Genomic DNA, 21,723 nt, shown 5'->3' on the forward strand with positions numbered 1-21,723 from the left:
GCAAGCAAATCCAACGCGGTTCCGGCAAACAAAAAGAGCCCCGATCAGAGGATCGGGGCTCTTTTTCTGAGAGGGGACGACGGGAATCGAACCCGCGTAATCAGTTTGGAAGACTGAGGCTTTACCATTAAGCTACGTCCCCAGGATGGATATCCGCTGTTCTGGACATCTTCCCGGTGGCTGTTGAAGCCGGGTACAACTAAACCTAATTCCGGCGGCAGTGTCAAATGTGCATTCCTGGCTCGCTTGCCCGTAGACTGTCCTGTGCGTTCGGGGTGTAGCTCAGCTTGGCTAGAGCGCCTGCTTTGGGAGCAGGAAGTCGCAGGTTCAAATCCTGTCACCCCGACTCTGTGTTTGTGTCCGCTTCTGGGACACGACAGAACCCCATACCCACAAAATCAGGAGTACTTAGACTGTGAAGAGCGCTGTCGAGAACCTCACCGCAACGCGGGTCAAGCTCAACGTTGAGGTTCCCTTTGAGGAACTGAAGCCGAGCATCGATGCCGCGTACAAGACCGTTGCTTCGCAGATCCAGGTTCCCGGATTCCGCAAGGGCAAAGTTCCCTCCAAGCTGATCGACCAGCGCGTTGGCCGTGGCTACGTTCTGGAGACCGCCATCAATGATGGCCTCAACGGCTGGTACCAGGCTGCTGTTCAGGAAACGGGCGTTCGCCCCCTGAGCCGTCCCGAAGTTGAAATCACCGAAGTTCCGGACCCGTCCGCAACCGATGGCGAGCTCAAGTTCCAGGTGGAGATCGATGTCCGCCCCGAGATCGAGCTGCCGGACTACGCCGGCATCAAGGTTGAGGTAGCTGCTGCCGAGTCCTCCGAAGCTGACGTCGACAAGGCCCTGGACGAACTGCGCGGCCGCTTCGGCACGCTGAAGTCCGTTGAGCGTCCTGCCAAGAACGACGACTTCCTGACCATCGACATCACCGCCACGATTGACGGCGAAGACATCGATTCCGCTTCCGGCCTTTCTTACCAGGTTGGTGCCGGCACCATGCTCGAAGGCCTCGACGAAGCCGTCACCGGCCTCTCCGCCGACGAGGAAGCAATCTTCGAGACCACGCTGGTCGGCGGCGACCACGCCGGCGAAGCCGCTCAGGTGAAGGTTGTTGTCAAGGCCGTCAAGGAGCGCGAGCTCCCCGAGGCAAATGACGACTTCGCTCAGCTCGCCTCCGAGTTCGACACCCTTGCCGAACTCCGTGAGGACCTCGCGAAGCAGGCTGCCGACTCCAAGGTAGTGGAGCAGGGCGTCGAAGCGCGCGACAAGGTCCTGGACAAGCTCGTTGAGCTCGTTGAGGTCCCCGTTCCGGACTCCGTCGTTGAAGAGCAGATTGAAGCTCACTTCAACCCGGAGAACGCACACGGTGAAGGTGACCACGACACCGAGGAGCACCGCGCCGAGGTCAAGGCCAACACCGAGCGTGCCTTCCAGAACGAGGTCATCCTCGACGCCATTGCTGACAAGGAAGAAGTGGACGTCAGCCAGAACGAGCTGATCGACTACATCGTCACCACGGCAAGCCAGTACGGCATGGACCCCAACCAGTTCGCCCAGATCATTGATCAGAGCGGCCAGGTTCCCATGATGGTTTCCGAGGTTCGCCGTCGCAAGGCCCTGGCAGTTGTGCTGGGCCAGGCCGAGGTAGTGGACTCCGAAGGCAACAAGGTTGACCTCACCGACTTCGTTCGCCCCGCAGGCGAAGCAGCAGCTGAAGAAGCCGCAGCGGTTGAAGCAACCGAAGAAGCTGAGGTTGCCGCCAGCGATGACCCCGCAGCAGTGAAGTTCTAGTCAACGACTCTAACCGGCCCCGGATCACATGATCCGGGGCCGGTTTGCTTTAAGGCTGAACACAGGTGCTGAACGCAGACGTGCGCCGTCAGCGAACAGTGCGATTTCGGCGAACAAATCGCCCGTGAAAACGGTTAGTGTCCAAGTAGTGAAGTTCAGTGAGGTCACTGGCACCAGCGAGAGGTAAGTACTTATGTCACAGCAATCAGAGGCTCCCCGGATGGCAACTGTCGATCCCGCAGCCCAGGACAACTACATCTACAACCGCCTGCTGAAAGAGCGCATTATCTGGCTCGGCTCTGAAGTCCGTGACGAGAACGCCAACGCCATCTGCTCTCAGCTCCTCCTCCTCTCGGCTGAAGACCCGGAGAAGGACATCTACCTTTACATCAACTCCCCGGGTGGTTCGGTGACGGCCGGCATGGCCATCTACGACACGATGCAGTTCATCCCGAACGACGTCGTCACCGTGGCAACCGGCCTGGCAGCGTCCATGGGCCAGTTCCTCCTGTCCTCCGGCACCAAGGGTAAGCGCTACGCCACGCCCAACGCGCGCATCCTGATGCACCAGCCGTCGGGCGGCATCGGTGGTACGGCCTCGGACATCAAGATCCAGGCTGAACTGATCCTGCACATGAAGAAGGTCATGGCTGAACTGACTGCAGAGCAGACCGGGCAGTCCGTTGAGACCATCCTCAAGGACAACGATCGCGACAAATGGTTCACGGCGGCTGAGGCCCTGGAGTACGGCTTCTTCGACAAGATCTCGGCCCACGCCGGTTCTGTTGCCGGTGGCGGCGGAACGGCCAACCAGTCGAACTCCGAAAACTAACCGGCACAAAGAACCACTGAAACCCCAGGAGTAAAGAACATGAACTACAACTTCGGATGGTCTGCCGGTAATCTCCCGTCCAGCCGTTACGTCCTGCCCCAGTTCGAGGAGCGCACGCCTTACGGCTTCAAGCGCCAGGACCCGTACACCAAACTGTTCGAGGACCGCATCATCTTCCTCGGCGTCCAGGTTGACGATGCTTCCGCTGACGACATCATGGCCCAGCTGCTGGTCCTTGAATCGACTGATCCGGACCGCGACATCACCCTGTACATCAACTCGCCGGGTGGCTCGTTCACTGCCATGACGGCCATCTACGACACCATGCAGTACATCCGTCCGGAGATCCAGACGGTGTGCCTGGGACAGGCGGCCAGCGCGGCTGCGGTCCTGCTTGCTGCCGGTACCCCCGGTAAGCGGCTGGCTCTGCCCAACGCCCGTGTTTTGATCCACCAGCCGGCGCTTTCCGGTGGTCAGGGCGGACAGGCTTCCGACCTCGAAATTCAGGCGGCGGAAGTCATGCGTATGCGCACCTGGCTTGAAGACACGTTGGCGCACCACTCGGGCCGTACGTCGGAGCAGGTCAACAACGACATCGAGCGAGACAAGATTCTCACCGCTGCGGATGCCCTGAGCTACGGTCTGATTGACCAGGTTCTGGATTCCCGGAAGATCAAGCCCCAGGCAATCACCCGGTAGTGCACGGATTTGAACGCCGGTGCGGTTCACGAAATATGGACCGCACCGGCGTTCTGTTTCCACCCAAGCAGCCCATTGTGACCTAGAGTGGATGTTGTCACGGTGGTGCCATCCGCGGCGCAGCCGCACACTAGAGTACGGCGCGGAGCCGCATCACCCGCATGCAACGAAGGGATTCACACATGGCTCGGATTGGCGAGAGCACGGATCTGCTGAAGTGTTCTTTCTGCGGAAAGAGCCAAAAGCAGGTACGGAAGCTGATTGCCGGGCCCGGTGTCTACATCTGCGATGAGTGCATCGAGCTTTGCAACGAGATCATCGAGGAAGAACTCGCTGAAGTTTCCGATCTCGGTAGTTTTGAACTGCCCAAGCCCCGTGAGATCTTCGACTTCCTGCAGGAATACGTGATCGGACAGGAACCGGCCAAACGTTCGTTGGCGGTAGCTGTCTATAACCACTACAAGCGCATTCAGGCCGGTCACGCACCCAAGGCCGGCAGCCTCGGTGAGGGATCGCATCACGAGGATGTGGAGATCGCCAAGTCCAACATCCTTCTGATCGGCCCTACAGGCTGTGGAAAGACTTACCTCGCCCAGACCCTTGCCCGCAGGCTTAATGTGCCGTTCGCCGTAGCCGACGCCACTGCTCTGACGGAAGCCGGTTATGTTGGCGAGGACGTCGAGAACATCCTGCTCAAGCTCATCCAGGCCGCTGATTATGATGTCAAGAAGGCCGAGCAAGGCATCATCTACATCGACGAGATCGATAAAATCTCCCGTAAGAGCGAGAACCCGTCCATCACCCGCGACGTATCCGGTGAAGGCGTGCAGCAGGCTCTACTGAAGATCCTTGAAGGCACTGTCGCCTCAGTTCCACCCCAGGGCGGCAGGAAGCACCCGCATCAGGAATTCATCCAGATCGACACCACCAACGTTCTGTTCATTGTGGCCGGTGCCTTCGCCGGGCTGGAAGACATCATCGGTTCGCGATCCGGGCGTAAAGGTATCGGTTTCGGTGCGCCGCTCAATGAGGCGCGGGACAACGTGGATACTTACGGTGAAGTCATGCCGGAGGACCTGCTCAAGTTTGGCCTCATTCCGGAATTCATTGGACGGCTCCCGGTGATCACCACAGTCTCCAGCTTGGACCGGCCGGCATTAATCCAGATCCTTTCAACGCCAAAGAACGCGTTGGTGAAGCAATACCAGAAGATGTTCCAGCTCGATGGCGTGGAGCTGCAGTTCGAAGACGACGCCTTGGACGCCATAGCGGACCAGGCCCTCGAGCGTGGAACCGGTGCACGTGGCCTCAGGGCCATCATGGAAGATGTGTTGCTGCCAGTCATGTTTGATCTCCCCAGCAGGGACGACATCGCAACCGTGGTAATCACGGCTGACGTCGTGGCCAAGACGGCACAGCCCACCATGATCGCCCATGACGTTGTGGCCAAGCGTCGGAATAAGTCGGCCTAGCCTCCTGTTGGCCTAAACAAGGCGTGGTCTCCCTGAGACCACTGTCATGTCGCTTTCACACCCTTCAGAGGAGTTACCTGTGCCTGAACAGATTGTGTCCGAAGAGAACGTCAACAAGGCTGATTTCTGGTTCGACCCCGTCTGCCCGTTCGCATGGATCACGTCGCGGTGGATCGGCGAAGTGGAGCAGGTTCGGGGCATTGAGACCACATGGCACGTCATGAGCCTCTCAGTGCTCAATGAGGGCCGGGATCTCCCCGAGAACTACCGGGCCATGATGGATGACAGCTGGGGACCCGTGCGAGTGATTATTGCAGCACAGGAACTCCATGGCAGCAGCTACGTGAAGCCTCTGTATGACGCCATGGGTGAGCAGATCCACCACGAGGGCAACAAGGATCGCGCTTCGGTGATTCAGAAGGCCCTGGCCGAGACAGGCCTTCCCGCTGATCTGGCACGCTTCGCAAAGTCAGACGAATACGATGCTCAGTTGCGGGCCAGCCACGAGGCCGGTATTTCATTGGTGGGCCAGGACGTGGGAACTCCCGTGGTAGCGGTCAACGGAACGGCGTTCTTCGGCCCGGTCCTCACGCGTATTCCCCGGGGTGAAGAGGCAGGGAAGATCTGGGACGCCACGGTGACTTTGGCTGGCTATCCCCACTTCTTCGAGCTGAAGCGCAGCCGTACTGAGAGCCCCGAGTTCAACTAGAGGCTGACCTCTATTTCAGGAAGCGTGAAGTACGCCGGTCGGCGAGGATCTTCCCGTGGGTCTGGCATGTGGCGCAGTACTGAAGCGAGGTGTCCGCAAAGGACACCTCACGGACGGTATCTCCACACACCGGGCAGGGCTGACCGGTCCTGGCGTGCACCCTGAAGTTGCTGCGCTTGGTGTCTTTGAGTTCGCTTGACGGTTTGCCGGCTGCTGCGTTGACGGCACCCACCAGGACCTCCTGCATGGCTTCATAGAGCCGGGCGACTGTTGCCTCGTCCAATGACTTGGCCGTGGCAAAGGGGGAGATCTTGGCCGCGTGGAGAATCTCATCGCTGTAAGCGTTGCCGATTCCGGCGATTACGCTTTGGCTTCGGAGCAGACCCTTGATCTGCTGTGAGCTTGACCCCACAATGCCCGCCAGCGCATCAACGTCAAAATCGGGGCTGAGGGGCTCCGGTCCGAGGGTGGCTATTCCTGGAACATCTTGTGGATCCTTCACCACGTAGATGGCGAGGCTCTTCTTGGTTCCTGCTTCGGTCAGGTCCACGCCGATGTGGGCGTCGTCGGCGGGCCGGTGGAGCAGGAGCCGTGCCGAGATGTTGCTTTTGCCCATGCGCAATCCGGCAGAGGAGGGGTGTTCGGTGTATCTGACCCAGCCGGCCTTTGCCAGGTGAAACACAAAGAACAGGCCGTCAGCGTCGAGGCACACGAACTTACCGATGCGCTGTGCACCAAGGATGGTCCGGCCTTCAAGGCTCGTAAAGGGTGGATCCGCCGTCTTGAGTGCAGAGAAGGAGTTGATGCGGACCTCGGTCAGCACGGCTCCATGGAGTTGGGTGTCCAAGTACATGCACAGGCCGTGCACTTCGGGGAGTTCCGGCATGGTCAATACTCTGCCACAGCTGGCTCATCAACGGCAGGGAGAACTACAGGTTTGTAGTTCTTTCGAAGGCCTTGTGCATGGTGGTTAACGGGACAACAATGGTTCTTACCCACTTCGAAAGAAGAGGGACACGGAAACCAAAGATTCAGTGATTGCAACCAACGCAGCCTTCGGCAAAGTTGGAAGTAACCTACCAGTGATGAGGTAGGAAGACCTGAAATTCCAAGGATTCCGCCAGACTGTCAAGACATCACCAGACAGCCGAAAAGTCGAAGCCCCACCAACGGCAAAACGCTGATGGGGCTTCCCCTTTGCCCAAAAACGGGCGGCCCATAAACTAACGGGCCTTGGCTAGGTGCTAGGACGCAGGCGTTTCCTCGGCGGGAGCCAGGACAACGTTGCTGACAGTCAATTCACCCTCGCCGGATTGGAGCGTGATTTCCTGCGCGTTCGCGGCTGCCTTCAAGTCACCGAGGCCGGCCTTCAGCTGGGCTACCAGTACCTCGGATGCTGTGATTGCAGCTGAGAGAACCTCGGTCCGTTGCTTGACCTTGGCTTCGGACTTGGCCTTGCGGATACCGCTGAGGGCCACACCCACAGTGCCGAGCATGGTGGTATCGCCATCGGTGATCTCCAAGGCTGCCGGCCACTCTGCACGGTGAACTGATCCTGAGCGCCACCAGCCCCAGACCTCTTCAGTTGCGAAGGGCAGGAACGGTGCAAACAGGCGCAGCAGGGAGTCAAGCGTCGTGGCCAAGGCGGCCAGGACGGATGCCTGCTCCGTGTCGCCGGCGGCACCGTAGGCACGGTCCTTGATGAGCTCCACGTAGTCGTCCGTGAACTGCCAGAAGAAGGACTCGGTGATCTGGAGTGCACGGGCGCAGTCGTAGTTCTCGAATGCCTTGGTGGACTGGGCAACGACGTCGGACAGTTGTGCGAGCAGCGCACGGTCCAACGGGTTGGTCAGCACCGAGAGGTCGCTGGAGACCACCGAGTTCTCAGTAGCGCCGAGGTTCAGTACGAACTTCGAAGCGTTCAGCAGCTTGATGGCCAGGCGGCGGCCGATTTTCATCTGGGCGATTTCGTAAGCCGTGTCGGCACCGAGCTTGGCCGAAGCTGCCCAATAGCGGACGGCGTCGGAGCCGTACTCGTTCAGCACATCCGTGGGCACCACAACGTTGCCCTTGGATTTGGACATCTTCTTGCGGTCCGGGTCAAGGATCCAGCCGGAGATCGCCGCGTGCTTCCACGGGGCGCTCTTCTGCAGGGCATCCGCGCGCACGGCCGAGGAGAACAGCCAGGTGCGGATGATGTCGTGACCCTGTGGGCGGAGATCGAAGGGGTAAACCTTGGAGAACAGGTCCTCGTCGCGGCTCCAGCCACCCACAATCTGCGGGGTCAGGGAGGACGTTGCCCACGTGTCCAACACGTCGGCGTCGCCGGTGAAGCCGTTGGCCTGATCGCGCTGCGACTCCTCAAAGCCGGGAGCAGCGTCCGCGGCAGGGTCCACCGGCAGCATCTCGTCCGACGGAAGAATCGGGTTGTCGTAGTCCGGGTTGCCCTGGGCATCCAAGGGATACCAGACGGGAATCGGCACACCGAAGAAGCGCTGGCGGGATACGAGCCAGTCACCGTTGAGTCCCGCGATCCAGTTTTCGTAGCGGGAACGCATGAAGGCCGGGTGGAAAGTGATTTCCTGGCCTCGGCCGATGAGGCGTTCACGGCGTTCCTCGTCGCGGCCACCGTTGCGGATGTACCACTGACGGGACGTGACAACCTCAAGGGGCTTGTCGCCCTTTTCGAAGAAGTTCACCGGGTGGGTGATCTTCTTCGGTTCGCCGTCCAGCAGCTCGGCTGCCTTGAGCAGTTCAACCACGGCTTCCTTGGCGGAGAAAGCAGTCTTGCCGGCGATCGCTGCGTAGGCTTCCTTGCCGGCCTCGGTGGTGATCCACTCGGGGGCTTCGGCAATGATGCGGCCGTCGCGGCCCATGATGGCGCGGGTAGGCAGCTGGAGTTCACGCCACCACGTGACGTCGGTCAGGTCACCGAACGTACACACCATGGCGATGCCCGAGCCCTTGTCCGCCTTGGCGAGCGGGTGGGCCTTGACCTCGAGCTCCACATCGAACAGGGGAGACGTGACGGTCTTGCCGAACAGCGGCTGGTATCGCTCGTCGTCGGGGTTTGCCACCAGAGCCGCGCACGCCGCGAGCAGTTCCGGGCGGGTGGTTTCGATGAAGATCTTTTCGCCGTCTTCGGTGAAGAACGGGTAGCGGTAGTAAGCGCCTGCAACTTCGCGGTCCTCAAGCTCGGCCTGTGCCACCGCGGTGCGGAACGTCACATCCCACAGTGTGGGGGCTTCGGCCATGTAGGCGTCACCGGCGGACAGGTTGGCCAGGAAGGCGCGCTGGGACACGGCACGGGAGGTGTCGTCAATGGTGCGGTACGTCAGATCCCAGTCCACCGAAAGGCCGAGGGTCTGGAACAGGTTCTCGAAGACTTTCTCGTCCTCAACGGCGAGTTCCTCGCACAGTTCGATGAAGTTCTGGCGCGATACGACGTCGAAATCGCGTTGGTTCTTGGCCGGCTGTGCCGGGGGCGTGTAGTCAGCCTTGTAAGGGATGGCGGGATCGCAACGGACGCCGTAGTAGTTCTGGACGCGGCGCTCGGTAGGCAGACCGTTGTCGTCCCAACCCATGGGGTAGAAGACGTTCTTGCCGGTCATGCGCATGTAGCGCGCCTGGACGTCCGTCTGGGTGAAGGAGAACATGTGGCCCACGTGGAGCGAGCCGGATGCCGTGGGCGGGGGAGTGTCGATCGAGTAGACCTGCTCCCGGGTGGTGTCCGGGTTGAACTTGTAGGTTCCTTCTTCAAGCCAGCGCCGCGTCAAGGCAGCCTCAAGGCCTTCAAGGGCCGGCTTGTCGGGAACGTTAATGGGGGCGGTGGCGGGCGTGTCTGTACCCTGCGTTGATTCAGCCATGGATCAATTGTTTCATGGCCTGGGGTTACAGCCTGCCGCGGTAGGAACAGGCACCCCGGATATGGTGGTGGCATGACTTTGGCAGCGCACAGCACCCCTTCAGGACAGAATTCAGGACAGAACAAGACGGCCGTTGTTACCGGGGCCAGTACGGGCATCGGCGAGGCCACCGTCAAGGCTTTGGTCTCCACCGGTTGGAAAGTCTTCGCCGTAGCGCGCCGGGCTGACAGGCTGGGGGCCCTGGGCGCCGAAACCGGCGCTGTGCCGTTCCCCGCGGACATCACCAACGACGACGACGTTGCCGCCTTGCTCGCGGCCGTCACCAAAGCCGGAGGTGCTGACACCCTCATCAACATCGCCGGCGGTGCTCGGGGCGCAGACACCATCGCGAACGCCGACACGGAAGACTGGGACTGGATGTACCAGGTGAACGTCCTGGGCACCATGAAGATCACCCGTGCCTTCCTGCCCATGCTCCGGGAGAACGGCGAAGGTACCGTCCTGAACCTCACGTCGACGGCCGGACTGTCTGCCTACGAGGGAGGTGCTGGCTACAACGCAGCAAAGTTTGCCCAGCACGCTATGACCAATGCCCTGCGCCTGGAAGAGGTGGGCAACAACGTCCGGGTCATCGAGGTGGCTCCGGGCTTGGTTTATACCGAGGAATTCGCCCTGAACCGCTTGGGTGACAAGGAGGCAGCCGCTAAGGTCTACGCCGGTGTTGAGAAGCCCCTGACGGCCGGGGACGTGGCAGATGTGGTCAAGTACGCCGTGTCATTGCCGCATCACGTCAACCTCGACCAGATTGTTGTTCGCCCGGTCGCGCAGGCCGCCAATCACAAGCTGGTCCGCAAAGAAGGCTAAAGCTGTTGCCAAGCGGCTAAACCGTTACGGGCCAGCCACGGTTTAGCGGCTTGCCGACGCGTTATCCGGCGGGAACAACCAGCCGGGCCATGATGGCCGCATGGTCGCTGCCGGGGATCCGGTGGACCGAGTAGTCGCTGCTGCTGATCAGTGGTGATGTCACCATGTGGTCGATCACGATCCCGGGCAGCGGCAGACCCTCCATTGGCCATGTGGGGGAGAACCTTCCGCCGGAGGCAGTCCCAACGTCCACGAGCTTCCTGCCTTCCTGACCTGCCAAGGCCTTATCCAGCACTTCCCTGAACTCGGAGTGATCGTACGTGGCGTTGTAGTCGCCCATCAGCAACTGACTCCCTGGGCGGGATGCTTGGCGGGCCACTTTGTCCAAGTCACTGCGCCACTGACCGATCCGCTCATCAACGGGCGGGAGGGCATGGACATTGGTGAGGTTCAAGGTGGCCGTTGAAGCGGCCCCCGCATCCGTGATGAGTACCCGCGTCACATCCATCCGGAAAGGGGTGTCAGGCAGAAGTCCCAAGGCCTCCAGCGGGAACACCGAATACACGGCGCCACCGGACGCGTCGTCGTTGGGCTCGCTGAGCCGGTGGGGCAACAACTGACCGATGCCCGCAGACTCCAGTCGATCCTCAAGTCCCTGTGTATGTTCCTGAATGGTCAAGAGCTGAATTCCGTGTGCCCGGACCAACGTCACCACCGCGTCGGCGTCCGCTTCCCCGTATTCAGAGTTCAGGCTCATCACTTTCACGGGGACGGATGCAGTCCCTGCAGGCAGCTCTTGCTCCTTTCCGGCGTCCAGCGGAAAAAGCCAGAACAGTTGAACGGCCAGCAAGGCAGCGGCCGTGATGATGATCCACAGGCGGCGCCCCAGCACGGCAAGGACCAAAGCCAACGCCGCGGGCACCACCAGCCAAGGTGTGAAGGACAACAGTTGCACCACCATGAGGGGCCATTCCACGGGGATTCCCCGGAACATTGATACCCCCGCCACAGGCAGCGCACTCAGCAAAGCCAGCACAGACCATGCCACGGAAGGGCGGCGTCGAGCCGGGCTGGTGCTCGAAAGAGTGGCGGAGTGGTGCGTCATGGGGTCGAGTCTATTCACCGCTGAGGTTGCCGGGCTCCCACCAGGGGATGAACGTCCGGGTAGAGCAGGAGTCCCACTGCCGCTAGACTTGTAGGACCAGCTTTGACCCGGCCATCACCGGTGAGCTTCCGGAAGAACAGCACCAACCATCAGCAAGGTGGCAGGCGCCCATTAGAACCGGACGGGTAAGCCCGTCACAGCAGTAATGAGAGGCTGGGATCCCGTATCCCGGTAAGTGAGGTGGTACCGCGGTACCTGCGCAGCCGACAGGCAGCACAGAAGCCGTCCTCGCATCCTGACAGTCAACCAGCTATCACAGGATATGAGATGACCCACTACCCCAAGGCCTCAGCGTCTTCTTCCGGCACGCACGGCGTGTCCGCTTCCGTGAAGTTCCCGGAAATCGAAGAGCGCATCCTCAAATACTGGGATGAAGACGGCACCTTCCAAGCCAGCATCGACCAACGCGATGCGGGCAAGGACGGCAGCAACGAGTTCGTCTTCTACGATGGCCCTCCCTTCGCCAACGGCCTCCCGCACTACGGCCACCTGTTGACCGGCTACGCCAAGGACCTCGTAGGCCGCTACCAGACCCAACGCGGCAAGCGGGTGGAGCGACGCTTCGGCTGGGACACTCATGGACTGCCGGCGGAACTCGAAGCCATGAAGCAGCTGGGGATGACGGACAAGACCCAGATCGAAGCCATGGGCATCGACAAATTCAATGACGCCTGCCGCGCATCCGTGATGAAGTACGCCAACGAGTGGAAGGCCTACGTCACCCGCCAGGCCCGCTGGGTTGACTTCGAGAACGACTACAAGACCCTCAACGTCGAGTACATGGAATCGGTGCTCTGGGCCTTCAAGCAGCTGCATGAGAAGGGCCTGACCTACAACGGCTACCGTGTCCTTCCGTATTGCTGGAAAGACGAAACGCCGCTGTCCAACCATGAACTCCGCATGGACGACGACGTCTACAAGAACCGCCAGGACCAGACCGTCACGGTTACGTTCCCCATCAAGGCGGGAAACTCGGCACTCTCTACGACGCTGGAAGGCGTGCAGGCACTCGCCTGGACCACCACGCCGTGGACGTTGCCCACCAACCTGGCGCTCGCCGTCGGGCCTGAGATCTCCTATGCCGTCCTGCCCGCAGGACCCAACGGCGTCAAGGCTGCGTCCGCTGAGGCGCCGGTAACGGGCAGCTTTCTGCTCGCAGCTGACCTGGTGGGGTCTTACGCCAAGGATTTGGGGTACGACGACGCCGCTGCCGCAGCTGCCGCTGTGGTGTCCACCCACACGGGTGCCGAGCTGGCTGGCTTGGAGTACGAACCGCTGTGGAATGACTTTGCCGATGCCGAGAAATACGGCACGGAAAATGCCTGGCGATTCCTGGTGGCCGATTACGTCACCACCACCGACGGCACCGGAATCGTTCACCAAGCTCCGGCTTACGGTGAGGATGACCAGAAGGTCTGTGAAGAAGCCGGCATCCCCGTGGTCCTCTCCGTGGATGAGGGCGCCAAGTTCCTGCCCTTGTTTGCCCACGGTGAACTGGCCCCGATCGTGGGCCTGCAGGTCTTCGACGCCAACAAGCCCATCACCCAGGTGCTCCGCGCTGATGGCCGCTTGGTCCGCCAGGCCAGCTACGAGCACAGCTACCCGCACTGCTGGCGCTGCCGGAACCCTCTGATCTACCGTGCGGTGTCCTCTTGGTACGTGGAGGTCACCAAGTTCAAAGACCGCATGTCCGAGCTGAACCAGGAGATCAACTGGATCCCGGGCAACGTCAAGGACGGCCAGTTCGGCAAGTGGCTGGACAACGCCCGCGACTGGTCCATCAGCCGTAACCGCTACTGGGGTTCGCCCATCCCGGTGTGGCAGTCGGACGACCCCGAGTACCCGCGCACGGACGTTTACGGTTCGCTGGCCGAGATGGAAGCCGACTTCGGCCGTCTGCCCGTCAACAACGAAGGACAGGTGGACCTGCACCGCCCGTTCATCGATGAGCTGACGCGTCCCAACCCGGACGACCCCACAGGCAAATCCACCATGCGCCGTGTGGAAGACGTGTTGGATGTCTGGTTCGACTCCGGTTCCATGCCCTACGGACAGGTCCACTACCCGTTCCAGAACGAGGAGTGGTTCGACACCCACAACCCCGCGGACTTCATCGTGGAGTACATCGGCCAGACCCGTGGCTGGTTCTACATGCTCCACATCCTGTCCACCGCATTGTTCGACAGGCCGGCGTTCCGCAACGTGATCAGCCACGGCATCGTGCTGGGCTCCGATGGGCAGAAGATGTCCAAGAGCCTGCGCAACTACCCGGACGTGTCCGAGGTCCTGGACCGCGACGGTTCCGATGCCATGCGCTGGTTCCTCATGTCCAGCCCCATCCTCCGCGGCGGCAATCTGGTGGTCACCGAGCAGGGCATCCGCGACGGCGTGCGTCAGGTCATCCTGCCGTTGTGGAACGTGTACAGCTTCTTCACGCTCTACACCAACGCCGCTAACGCAGGTTCCGGCTACGAGGCGAAGCTGCGCTACGACGGTTACGCCGACACCCTGGACCAGTACCTCCTGGCCAACACCGGGGACTTGGTCCGCAACGTCACTGCCAGCTTGGACAGCTACGACATCTCCGGCGCCTGCGATGAGCTGCGCAGCTACTTGGACATGCTCACCAACTGGTACGTCCGCCGCAGCCGCCAGCGCTTCTTCGACGAGAACGTTGACGCCTTTGATGCCCTGTACACAGCCCTCGAAGCGGTGTGCCGTGTCTCTGCTTCCTTGCTGCCATTGGTCACGGAAGAGATCTGGCGCGGACTGACGGGTGGCCGTTCCGTGCACCTGGCGGACTGGCCGGACGCTTCGCTGTTCCCGTCCAACCCTGAACTGGTTGAGGCGATGGACCGGGTCCAGCAGATCTGCTCCACCGGTTCCAGCTTGCGCAAGGCCGCGAACCTGCGCGTTCGCCTGCCGCTGCAGGAACTGACTGTGGTGGCACCCGGTGCAGATGCGCTGGAAGGCTTCGCCGCCGTCGTCGCTGATGAGCTGAACCTGCGGTCGGTCCGTTTGCTCGACGCGGCTACTGCTTCGCCGGAGGAGTTCGGCATCGAGCAGAAGCTCGTGGTGAACGCCCGCGCCGCTGGGCCGCGCCTTGGAAAGAACGTGCAGCAGGCCATCAAGGGCTCAAAGTCCGGCGACTGGTCCGTCAGCGATGCCGGCGTCGTGGTGGCCGGTGGCCTGGAACTTGAGCCACACGAATACACGCTGGAAACCGTGGTGGCAGAAGCGGCCGACGACGGTGCTGCCGCCAAGAAGGCGGTCGCCGTGCTCCCTGGAGGCGGATTCGTGGTCCTGAACACCGAGGTCACTCCGGAACTGGCTGCCGAGGGATTGGCCCGCGATATGGTCCGGGCCATCCAGCAAGCACGCAAGGACGCTGGCCTGAACGTCAGCGACCGCATCCGTACCTCGGTGGAAGCTGCGCAGGACGTCGTCGACGCCCTGGAAGCCAACGCCGAGCTCGTGAAGACCGAAACACTGACGTTGGAACTTGAGGCCACAGTGGCTGCCGTCGACGAACCGAAGGTCACCGTTACGAAGGCAGGGGCCTGAACCATGACTGACGAATTCTCTGTGGAAAGTGTCTACGCGGAACTCCTGGGGCGCGCTCCGGAAAACAAGATGGAACCGCGCCTTGCTCCGCTGTTCCGCGCCATGGATGTCCTGGGGGAGCCCAACAAGGCATACCCGATCATCCACATCACGGGCACCAATGGAAAGACGTCCACGGCCCGCATGATCGAAGCAGGGCTGCGGGCCCACGGGCTCAGTACGGGCCGGTACACCAGCCCGCACCTGTCCAAGGTCACCGAGCGCATCAGCATTGACGGTGAGCCGGTTCCTGACGCCACCTTTGTGCGTATTTGGGACGAAATCCGCCCCTACCTGGAAATCGTGGACAGCGAGCTGGTTGCCGAGAACCAGCCACGCCTGACCTACTTTGAGTGCCTGACCATCCTGGGCTTCGCGGTGTTCGCGGACCAGCCCGTTGATGTTGCTGTGATGGAAGTTGGCTTGGGTGGCATCACGGACGCCACGAACGTCGGCGACGGACAGGTCTCTGTCATCACGCCGATTTCGCTGGACCACACGGATCTTCTGGGCGACACCACCGAGGACATCGCCTATGAGAAGGCCGGCATCATCAAGCCGGGCGGCTTCCTGGTAAGTGCTGCCCAGCCGTTGGATGCTGCGCAGGTCCTGTTGGAGAAGGCACGCGAAGTAGACGTACCCTTCCGCTTTGAGGGCGTTGAATTCGGTGTTGAGTCCCGCAGCGTTGCCGTTGGGGGACAGGTTCTGACCATCCAGGGTTTGGCTGGGCGCTACGAAGACCTGCTGCTGCCACTGCATGGTGCCCACCAGGCCGAAAACGCAGCGGTCGCCGTGGCGGCTTTGGAAGCATTCTTCGGTGGGGGAGAGAAGGAACTCGACGCTGAGGTGCTGAAGGAGGCCTTCGGCACCGTGACCTCGCCCGGCCGGTTGGAAGTTGTGCGCACTGCACCCACCGTGGTGGTGGATGCTGCCCACAACCCGGACGGCATCCGCGTATCCGCCGAAGCGATCCAGGAAGCTTTCAGCTTCAGCAAGCTCGCCGTGGTGGTGGGTGTCCTGCGCGAGAAGGACGCCGAGGAAATCCTGAAAACCCTCAAGGAGTCGCTGGGCGGCCTCGCCGGGGAATTCTGCTTCACCCAATCCAACTCCGCACGTGCCGTTCCCGCAGCGGAACTGGCCGAACTCGCCGTCGACCTCGGCTTTGGCGAGGACAACGTTCACATCGCGGAGAAGCTTGATGACGCCCTTGAATGGGCCGTGGAGCGCGCGGAATCCAATGATGACCTCGCAGGGGGCGTCCTGGTGACCGGCTCCATCACGGTGGTGGCCGAGGCCCGTATCCTGCTCGGAAAGGCGAGTGCCTAGTATGGCGAAAATGACCAAGGCGCAGCGCGAATGGCGGCCCGGCATGCCCAAGAAGCGCCGGTCCACGAAGGTGATGTTCGCATCAACCGTGCTTTTGCTCGAAGCGTTCGTCGCCTTCTTCGGCACGCTGGCCGTCTTCGGCCTGAGGCGCGGAGAAGTTGATCCCGGCATCATCCTGGGGGTGGGTATCGCTCTGACGGTGGTGCTGGTTCTGGCCTGTGCCGTGCTGTCCAAGCCGTGGGGCATCGCCCTTGGCTGGGGGCTGCAGCTGGTGCTGATCCTCACAGGCTTCGCCGAGCCCACCATGTTCATCGTCGGGATTCTGTTTGCCATTTGCTGGTGGTACGGGATCAGGGCGGGCATGCGGATTGACCGTGAGGTGGCACAGAGGGACCGCGAGCAGGCCGAATGGAACGCGGCCCACGGTGACGAAGCTGGCACTCAAACCCCGTAAACTGGCTGGGAAAACCACCGAACGTAAGTCACTGAACACATCACATTGGAGCATCTGTGAGCATTGAACGGACCCTTGTCCTGGTCAAGCCTGACGGCGTCGCCCGCAACCTGGGCGGAACCATCCTCGCCCGGATCGAAGCCAAGGGCTACACCCTGGCGGAGCTGAAGAAGGTCAACGCGACCCGCGAACTGCTGGAGCAGCACTACGAGGAACACGTGGGCAAGCCGTTCTACGAGCCGTTGGTTGAGTTCATGCTCAGCGGACCGGTCATTGCTGCGGTCTTCGAAGGCCACCGCGTGATCGAAGGCTTCCGCTCGCTGGCCGGAACCACGGATCCCACGACGGCGGCTCCGGGCACCATCCGCGGCGACTTCGGCCGCGACTGGGGTTTGGCAGTTCAGCAGAACCTTGTTCACGGGTCTGACTCGGTTGACTCCGCGGAACGTGAAATCAAGATCTGGTTCGAGGGCTAAACAACCCCACCGAAGTGACAATTAAGGCCAATGTTCACCACGAACATTGGCCTTAATTGTTATCTCGTGAGCCGTGGTTTTACGCTGACGACGCTACGAACAGGTGGATGAAGGAGAAGAAGATCGTGGTGATCACGGCTACATACAGCAGGGCGACGATGATCCAGCCATACCCGGACAACACCTTGACCACTGCGGGTGGCGCCTTGATGACCCCGGTGGTGACGTTGCGGATAGTCACCCAGACGAACAGCGGGATCATGGCGGCCCACACCACCATGCAGAATGGGCACAGCACGTGGATGACGTAAAGGGCCTGCGACCAAAGCCACACTACAAAGGCAAAGCCAAGGGTTACGCCGGCTTGGAGACCCAGCCAGTAACCCCGTGAATACTTCGCTCCGGCCAGGATGCCCATGGCCGTAGTGATGATCACAGCGAAGGCAACGATGCCAATAAACATGTTGGGGAACCCGAACACCGAGCTTTGCGGCGTCTGCATCACGGCACCGCAGGAGACAAAGGGATTCACATCGCACACGGTCACATGGTTGGGGTCCTTGAGGACCTCAAGTTTTTCCAGTACCAGGGCACCGGAGGCCAACCAGCCGATGACTCCGGTGATCAGCAGCAGTATGGCAAAAGGCTTGTCACGGACCGTCGCGGGGAGGGAATCCTGATGGACGGACAAGTCCTCCACCTGGCGTGTGGCTTGATTGGCCAGGTTTTCCCTGGCGGTGCTTGGCATCGCGGATGTGATCCTTTTCGACGAATATCCCGGCAAGCCGGGAAGGGCTCTTGGGAGGATTCTAACTCCGAAGACTGGGCGTCGGCCCCAGCTTGAGGGCGGAGCTCCACGACACAGCGGCCTTCGCCGGGAATGTGCGGGGGTGTGAGAGAATGAAAATGGCCGGAAGTCGATCCACATTCGACATCCGGTCCGGTGACTTTGTTCCCAAGACCGCCAGTATGAGCTGGGCATGCCCGGATCGTTTGATCCTCGGTAGGCCCGCCATGTCAATGGACGGCACCTGGTTGTGGCAGCAGAACAACGGGTTTCAGAATAAAGCCATCGGCCTTCCAGGGCTGCCGCACCCCAATGCTGGTGCGAACCGGAAGGAATACTGCCGACTTCTGTCAACGCCTGCGGGTTTTGACAATATTTGCTCCACTGGGCGCCGGATGTGGCGGTGTCGCTGGGGCAGGAGTGTTGCCACATATGGATAATGACCAGGTTGTAGCCGTTAATGACGAGGCAGCTCCCGCGGAAACTGCGGAAGCGCCCAAGAAAACCACCAGGACCCGGCGCAAGGCTGCGCCCAAGGTAGTTGCTGACGTTGAGGCGCCAGCTGCCGAGGCGTCCACCCCGGATGTCGCCGCCGAGGCCACCAAGGCGCCGGTGCGCCGCACCCGCTCCCGCAAGAAGGCAGAGCCTGCCGAGCCTTTGCCCGGTTTGGGGGACGACGCCACTGCCGAGCCCGAGGCCGCCGCAGAGGCGCCCGAAGCGGCTGCTGAGCCTGCCCTCGAAAAGCCGGTCCGCCGTCGTCGTACTACCAAGCCCAAAGCTGACGCAGCCGAAGCGCCCGCAGCTGCGGCAATCGAGGAAAGCACGACGCCGGAACAGGCCGCCCAGCCGGAGGCCCCTGCCGTTGAGGTAGCTGGCGCTGAGGTAGCTGCCGAAGAGCCCGCGTCCGAGGAACCCGCGTCCGAAGAGGCGCCTGCCGAAAACGCCGCCCCCGCAGCATCCACTTCCCTGTTCATGGAGCCTGTGTCCATCACCTCCATGATTTTCCAGGCACCTGACCTCACCACGGTTCCCCGCGTGGCCGCGGTGGAAGAGAAAGCCGAAGAGCCCGAAGAAGAAGCCGAGGCCAGTGCTGAGGGCGAGCTCGAAGACGCGGGTAGTCGTCGTCGCCGCAGGAGCCGTGGCCGCCGAGGTCGCCGCGGAACCGAACGCGACGAGAATGAGACTGAAGACGGCGCCGAGTCGGAGGACGAGGAAGCGCCGGCAGCTGAGGCTCTTGAAGAAGGCGTGACGTCGCGTCGTCGTCGTCGCCGTCGTCGTGGAGATCAGGATCTTGAACTGACCGGAGGCTCGGATGACGATCCCCCCAACACGGTCACGCGCGTTCGCGCACCCCGCCCCATCACCGAGGCGGCTCCGTCCAACCGCGTGACGGGCGTCAAGGGCTCCACCAGGTTGGAGGCCAAGAAGCAGCGGCGCCGCGAGTCCCGGGAAACCGGACGCCGCCGCCAGGTCATTACCGAGGCCGAGTTCCTTGCCCGCCGCGAGTCGGTGGACCGCCAAATGATCGTCCGCCAGCGTGACGATAGAATCCAGATCGGTGTTTTGGAAGACGGTGTGCTCGCTGAGCACTTCGTGTCCAAGACCCAGCAGGACTCCCTGATCGGCAATGTGTACTTGGGTAAGGTCCAGAACGTGCTGCCGTCCATGGAAGCTGCTTTCGTGGACATCGGACGTGGCCGCAACGCCGTCCTGTACGCAGGTGAAGTCAACTGGGACGCGGTCAACCTTGAAGGCCAGCCGCGCCGGATCGAGAACGCCCTGAAGTCCGGAGACTCCGTCCTTGTTCAGGTCACCAAAGACCCCGTGGGTCACAAGGGTGCCCGCCTCACCAGCCAGATCTCCCTGCCGGGCCGCTACTTGGTCTACGTTCCCGGTGGTTCGATGACCGGAATCTCCCGCAAGCTGCCCGACGTCGAACGCAACCGCCTCAAGCGCATCCTGAAGGACCGCTTGCCGGAAAACGCCGGTGTCATTGTCCGCACAGCTGCTGAAGGTGCGTCGGAGGAAGAACTGACGCACGACATCAACCGTCTGCGCGCACAATGGGAAGGCATCGAAGGGCAAGCCTCGTCCACCAAGGTCCTGGCTCCTGAACTCCTGTACGGAGAGCCCGATCTCACCATCAAGGTGGTTCGCGATGTCTTCAACGAGGACTTCTCCAAGCTGATCGTCTCCGGTGACGACGCCTGGGACACCATCGAGGCTTATGTCACCTACGTTGCACCGGACCTCGTGGGACGCCTTGAAAAGTGGACCAAGGACCAGGACATCTTTGCTGCATGGCGCATCGACGAGCAGATCCATAAGGCCCTGGAACGGAAGGTCTTCCTGCCGTCCGGTGGTTCGTTGGTCATTGACCGCACCGAGGCCATGACCGTGGTGGACGTCAACACCGGCAAGTTCACCGGCAGTGGCGGAAACCTTGAAGAAACGGTCACCAAAAACAACCTCGAAGCGGCCGAAGAAGTGGTTCGCCAGCTCCGCCTGCGCGACATCGGCGGCATCATCGTCATCGACTTCATTGACATGGTCTTGGAATCCAACCGTGACCTCGTCCTGCGACGCATGGTTGAATGCCTTGGCCGCGACCGCACCAAGCACCAGGTGGCCGAAGTGACGTCCCTGGGCTTGGTCCAGATGACACGCAAGCGCATGGGCACCGGCCTTCTTGAGGTCTTCGGAGAGCAGTGCGAGCACTGTGCCGGACGAGGCGTCGTCACGCACGACGAACCCGTTGAGCACCGCCGCGCCAATGCGGTAGCTGCAGAGCATCACCGCCCGCACACCGAGGTGCAGCAGCCCGCTGCACGGACCGAACGGAAGCGCCGCCGCGGTAAGGGCGGGGGACAGGCCATTGCCGAGACCCCTGCGCAGGTCCATCCGACGACGTCCGCCCCGGTTGCCCCTGCAACCCCGGCTGAACCTCAGGATCCTGCCCGTCAAGCCAAGGCCGAGGCCACCAGGGCTGCCTTGGCCACCATCGCAGCCGCAGCACACGCCGCACACCTGCACGACGACGAAGTTCACCGCGCGGAAGAGCAGGCACGAGTTGCCGGCCAGCACCAGACGGACAGTCCCGTATCCGGAACCGCAGTCACCGACGAAGCGGCAGCGACTGCCCGTGAAGCCGCTGTCCAAGAGGCACGGTCCACTCCAGTCCTGCGCTTCGGCGGGGAAGAAGTTGCCTTGCCCTTCGTGGAGCACCACGAGGAACCGCAGGCTGCCAAGCCGGCCATGAGTCTTGATCTCTTGGCAGAAGCGTTCTCCCACCTTGGCGCTGCTCCGGCTCCTGAGGAAGAAGCCGTGGTGTCTTCGCAGACCAGTGCTCCGGCACGGCCTGCAGAGGAGGACCCCGAGTCTGCTTCAGCTCCGCGGGGTCGTCGTGGCCGTCGGAACCGGAGTGCCAGCAGGGCCCAGGGTGCGGCCAACGAAACCAGCGTCGAACACCATGAGGTGACGGCGTCGGCCACGCGAGGCACGGCCCATGAGGCCAAGGCGCTCGTTGAGCCAGTCAAGAAGGTTTCGGCGGACGAGCCCATCATCCTTGGCGTCGGAGTCCCGGCGTCGGAGCTCTAACAAAGGACAAGCCGCTCTAATCCCAGTAAACAGCGGTTGAGAGGGCCCTGTACTAACTGCCTTTGGCGGATGAGT

The 21,723-nt window shown here is 61.7% G+C and carries 15 protein-coding genes and 2 tRNA genes; 12 read left to right on the top strand and 5 right to left on the bottom strand.

Going from position 1 to position 21,723, the window contains the following annotated elements; all coding sequences use genetic code 11:
* Positions 1-71: 71 nt before the first annotated feature.
* A tRNA-Gly gene (locus ACIQH5_RS00250) sits at positions 72-142 on the bottom strand.
* A 129-nt stretch (positions 143-271) separates the two neighbouring features.
* Between ACIQH5_RS00250 and ACIQH5_RS00255 the strand changes: the two genes are divergently transcribed.
* The 6 genes from ACIQH5_RS00255 to ACIQH5_RS00280 all read left to right on the top strand — a co-directional run bounded on the left by ACIQH5_RS00255 (position 272) and on the right by ACIQH5_RS00280 (position 5,510).
* Positions 272-346: transfer RNA gene (locus tag ACIQH5_RS00255), tRNA-Pro, on the top strand.
* A 69-nt stretch (positions 347-415) separates the two neighbouring features.
* Complete coding sequence (gene tig, locus ACIQH5_RS00260; RefSeq protein ID WP_400399288.1) at positions 416-1,798, top strand: trigger factor; 1,383 nt, start codon at positions 416-418, stop codon at positions 1,796-1,798.
* 220 nt (positions 1,799-2,018) lie between these two features.
* Positions 2,019-2,630 carry an ATP-dependent Clp protease proteolytic subunit gene (locus ACIQH5_RS00265; protein WP_017200592.1) on the top strand — a complete coding sequence of 204 codons (612 nt, stop codon included), beginning with the start codon at positions 2,019-2,021 and terminating at the stop codon, positions 2,628-2,630.
* Positions 2,631-2,669: 39 nt separating this feature from the next.
* Positions 2,670-3,329, top strand: a complete 660-nt coding sequence (locus ACIQH5_RS00270) for an ATP-dependent Clp protease proteolytic subunit (RefSeq protein WP_024816918.1) — start codon at positions 2,670-2,672, stop codon at positions 3,327-3,329.
* 182 nt (positions 3,330-3,511) lie between these two features.
* The gene (gene clpX, locus ACIQH5_RS00275; RefSeq protein ID WP_062069254.1) at positions 3,512-4,801 is read left to right on the top strand and encodes an ATP-dependent Clp protease ATP-binding subunit ClpX; all 1,290 of its coding nucleotides are present in this window, start codon (positions 3,512-3,514) and stop codon (positions 4,799-4,801) included.
* Positions 4,802-4,847: 46 nt separating this feature from the next.
* Positions 4,848-5,510, top strand: a complete 663-nt coding sequence (locus ACIQH5_RS00280) for a DsbA family protein (protein WP_400399291.1) — start codon at positions 4,848-4,850, stop codon at positions 5,508-5,510.
* Between the two features lie 10 nt (positions 5,511-5,520).
* On the opposite strand, the gene ACIQH5_RS00285 is transcribed toward ACIQH5_RS00280, so the two are convergent.
* Together ACIQH5_RS00285 and valS are read right to left on the bottom strand one after the other, a co-directional pair.
* Positions 5,521-6,396, bottom strand: a complete 876-nt coding sequence (locus ACIQH5_RS00285; RefSeq protein ID WP_400399293.1) for an Fpg/Nei family DNA glycosylase — start codon at positions 6,394-6,396, stop codon at positions 5,521-5,523.
* A 358-nt stretch (positions 6,397-6,754) separates the two neighbouring features.
* Positions 6,755-9,376, bottom strand: a complete 2,622-nt coding sequence (valS, locus tag ACIQH5_RS00290; protein WP_400399295.1) for a valine--tRNA ligase — start codon at positions 9,374-9,376, stop codon at positions 6,755-6,757.
* A 72-nt stretch (positions 9,377-9,448) separates the two neighbouring features.
* Between valS and ACIQH5_RS00295 the strand changes: the two genes are divergently transcribed.
* Positions 9,449-10,240: an SDR family oxidoreductase gene (locus tag ACIQH5_RS00295; protein ID WP_400399297.1), complete on the top strand. Its 792-nt coding sequence runs from the start codon at positions 9,449-9,451 to the stop codon at positions 10,238-10,240.
* Positions 10,241-10,301: 61 nt separating this feature from the next.
* On the opposite strand, the gene ACIQH5_RS00300 is transcribed toward ACIQH5_RS00295, so the two are convergent.
* Positions 10,302-11,345, bottom strand: coding sequence for an endonuclease/exonuclease/phosphatase family protein (locus tag ACIQH5_RS00300; RefSeq protein ID WP_400399299.1), 1,044 nt, complete (start codon positions 11,343-11,345; stop codon positions 10,302-10,304).
* A 327-nt stretch (positions 11,346-11,672) separates the two neighbouring features.
* Between ACIQH5_RS00300 and ileS the strand changes: the two genes are divergently transcribed.
* The 4 genes from ileS to ndk are packed head-to-tail and all read left to right on the top strand — an operon-like array spanning position 11,673 to position 17,264.
* Complete coding sequence (gene ileS / locus ACIQH5_RS00305; protein ID WP_400399301.1) at positions 11,673-14,969, top strand: isoleucine--tRNA ligase; 3,297 nt, start codon at positions 11,673-11,675, stop codon at positions 14,967-14,969.
* Positions 14,970-14,972: 3 nt separating this feature from the next.
* Positions 14,973-16,334: a bifunctional folylpolyglutamate synthase/dihydrofolate synthase gene (locus tag ACIQH5_RS00310; protein ID WP_400399303.1), complete on the top strand. Its 1,362-nt coding sequence runs from the start codon at positions 14,973-14,975 to the stop codon at positions 16,332-16,334.
* Position 16,335: 1 nt separating this feature from the next.
* Positions 16,336-16,788 carry a DUF4233 domain-containing protein gene (locus tag ACIQH5_RS00315; RefSeq protein WP_062069278.1) on the top strand — a complete coding sequence of 151 codons (453 nt, stop codon included), beginning with the start codon at positions 16,336-16,338 and terminating at the stop codon, positions 16,786-16,788.
* A gap of 56 nt (positions 16,789-16,844) precedes the next feature.
* Positions 16,845-17,264 carry a nucleoside-diphosphate kinase gene (gene ndk, locus ACIQH5_RS00320; RefSeq protein WP_062069281.1) on the top strand — a complete coding sequence of 140 codons (420 nt, stop codon included), beginning with the start codon at positions 16,845-16,847 and terminating at the stop codon, positions 17,262-17,264.
* 79 nt (positions 17,265-17,343) lie between these two features.
* Here the strand turns inward: ndk and ACIQH5_RS00325 are convergent, their stop codons facing one another.
* Positions 17,344-18,012: a vitamin K epoxide reductase family protein gene (locus tag ACIQH5_RS00325; protein WP_400399306.1), complete on the bottom strand. Its 669-nt coding sequence runs from the start codon at positions 18,010-18,012 to the stop codon at positions 17,344-17,346.
* Positions 18,013-18,483: 471 nt separating this feature from the next.
* On the opposite strand from ACIQH5_RS00325, the gene ACIQH5_RS00330 reads away from it, so the two are divergent.
* On the top strand, positions 18,484-21,648 hold the full coding sequence (locus tag ACIQH5_RS00330; protein WP_400399308.1) for an Rne/Rng family ribonuclease: 3,165 nt from the start codon (positions 18,484-18,486) through the stop codon (positions 21,646-21,648).
* Positions 21,649-21,723: the final 75 nt, after the last annotated feature.

The sequence above is a fragment of the Paenarthrobacter sp. NPDC091711 genome (genome assembly GCF_044756605.1).
Classification (GTDB): Bacteria; Actinomycetota; Actinomycetes; order Actinomycetales; family Micrococcaceae; genus Arthrobacter.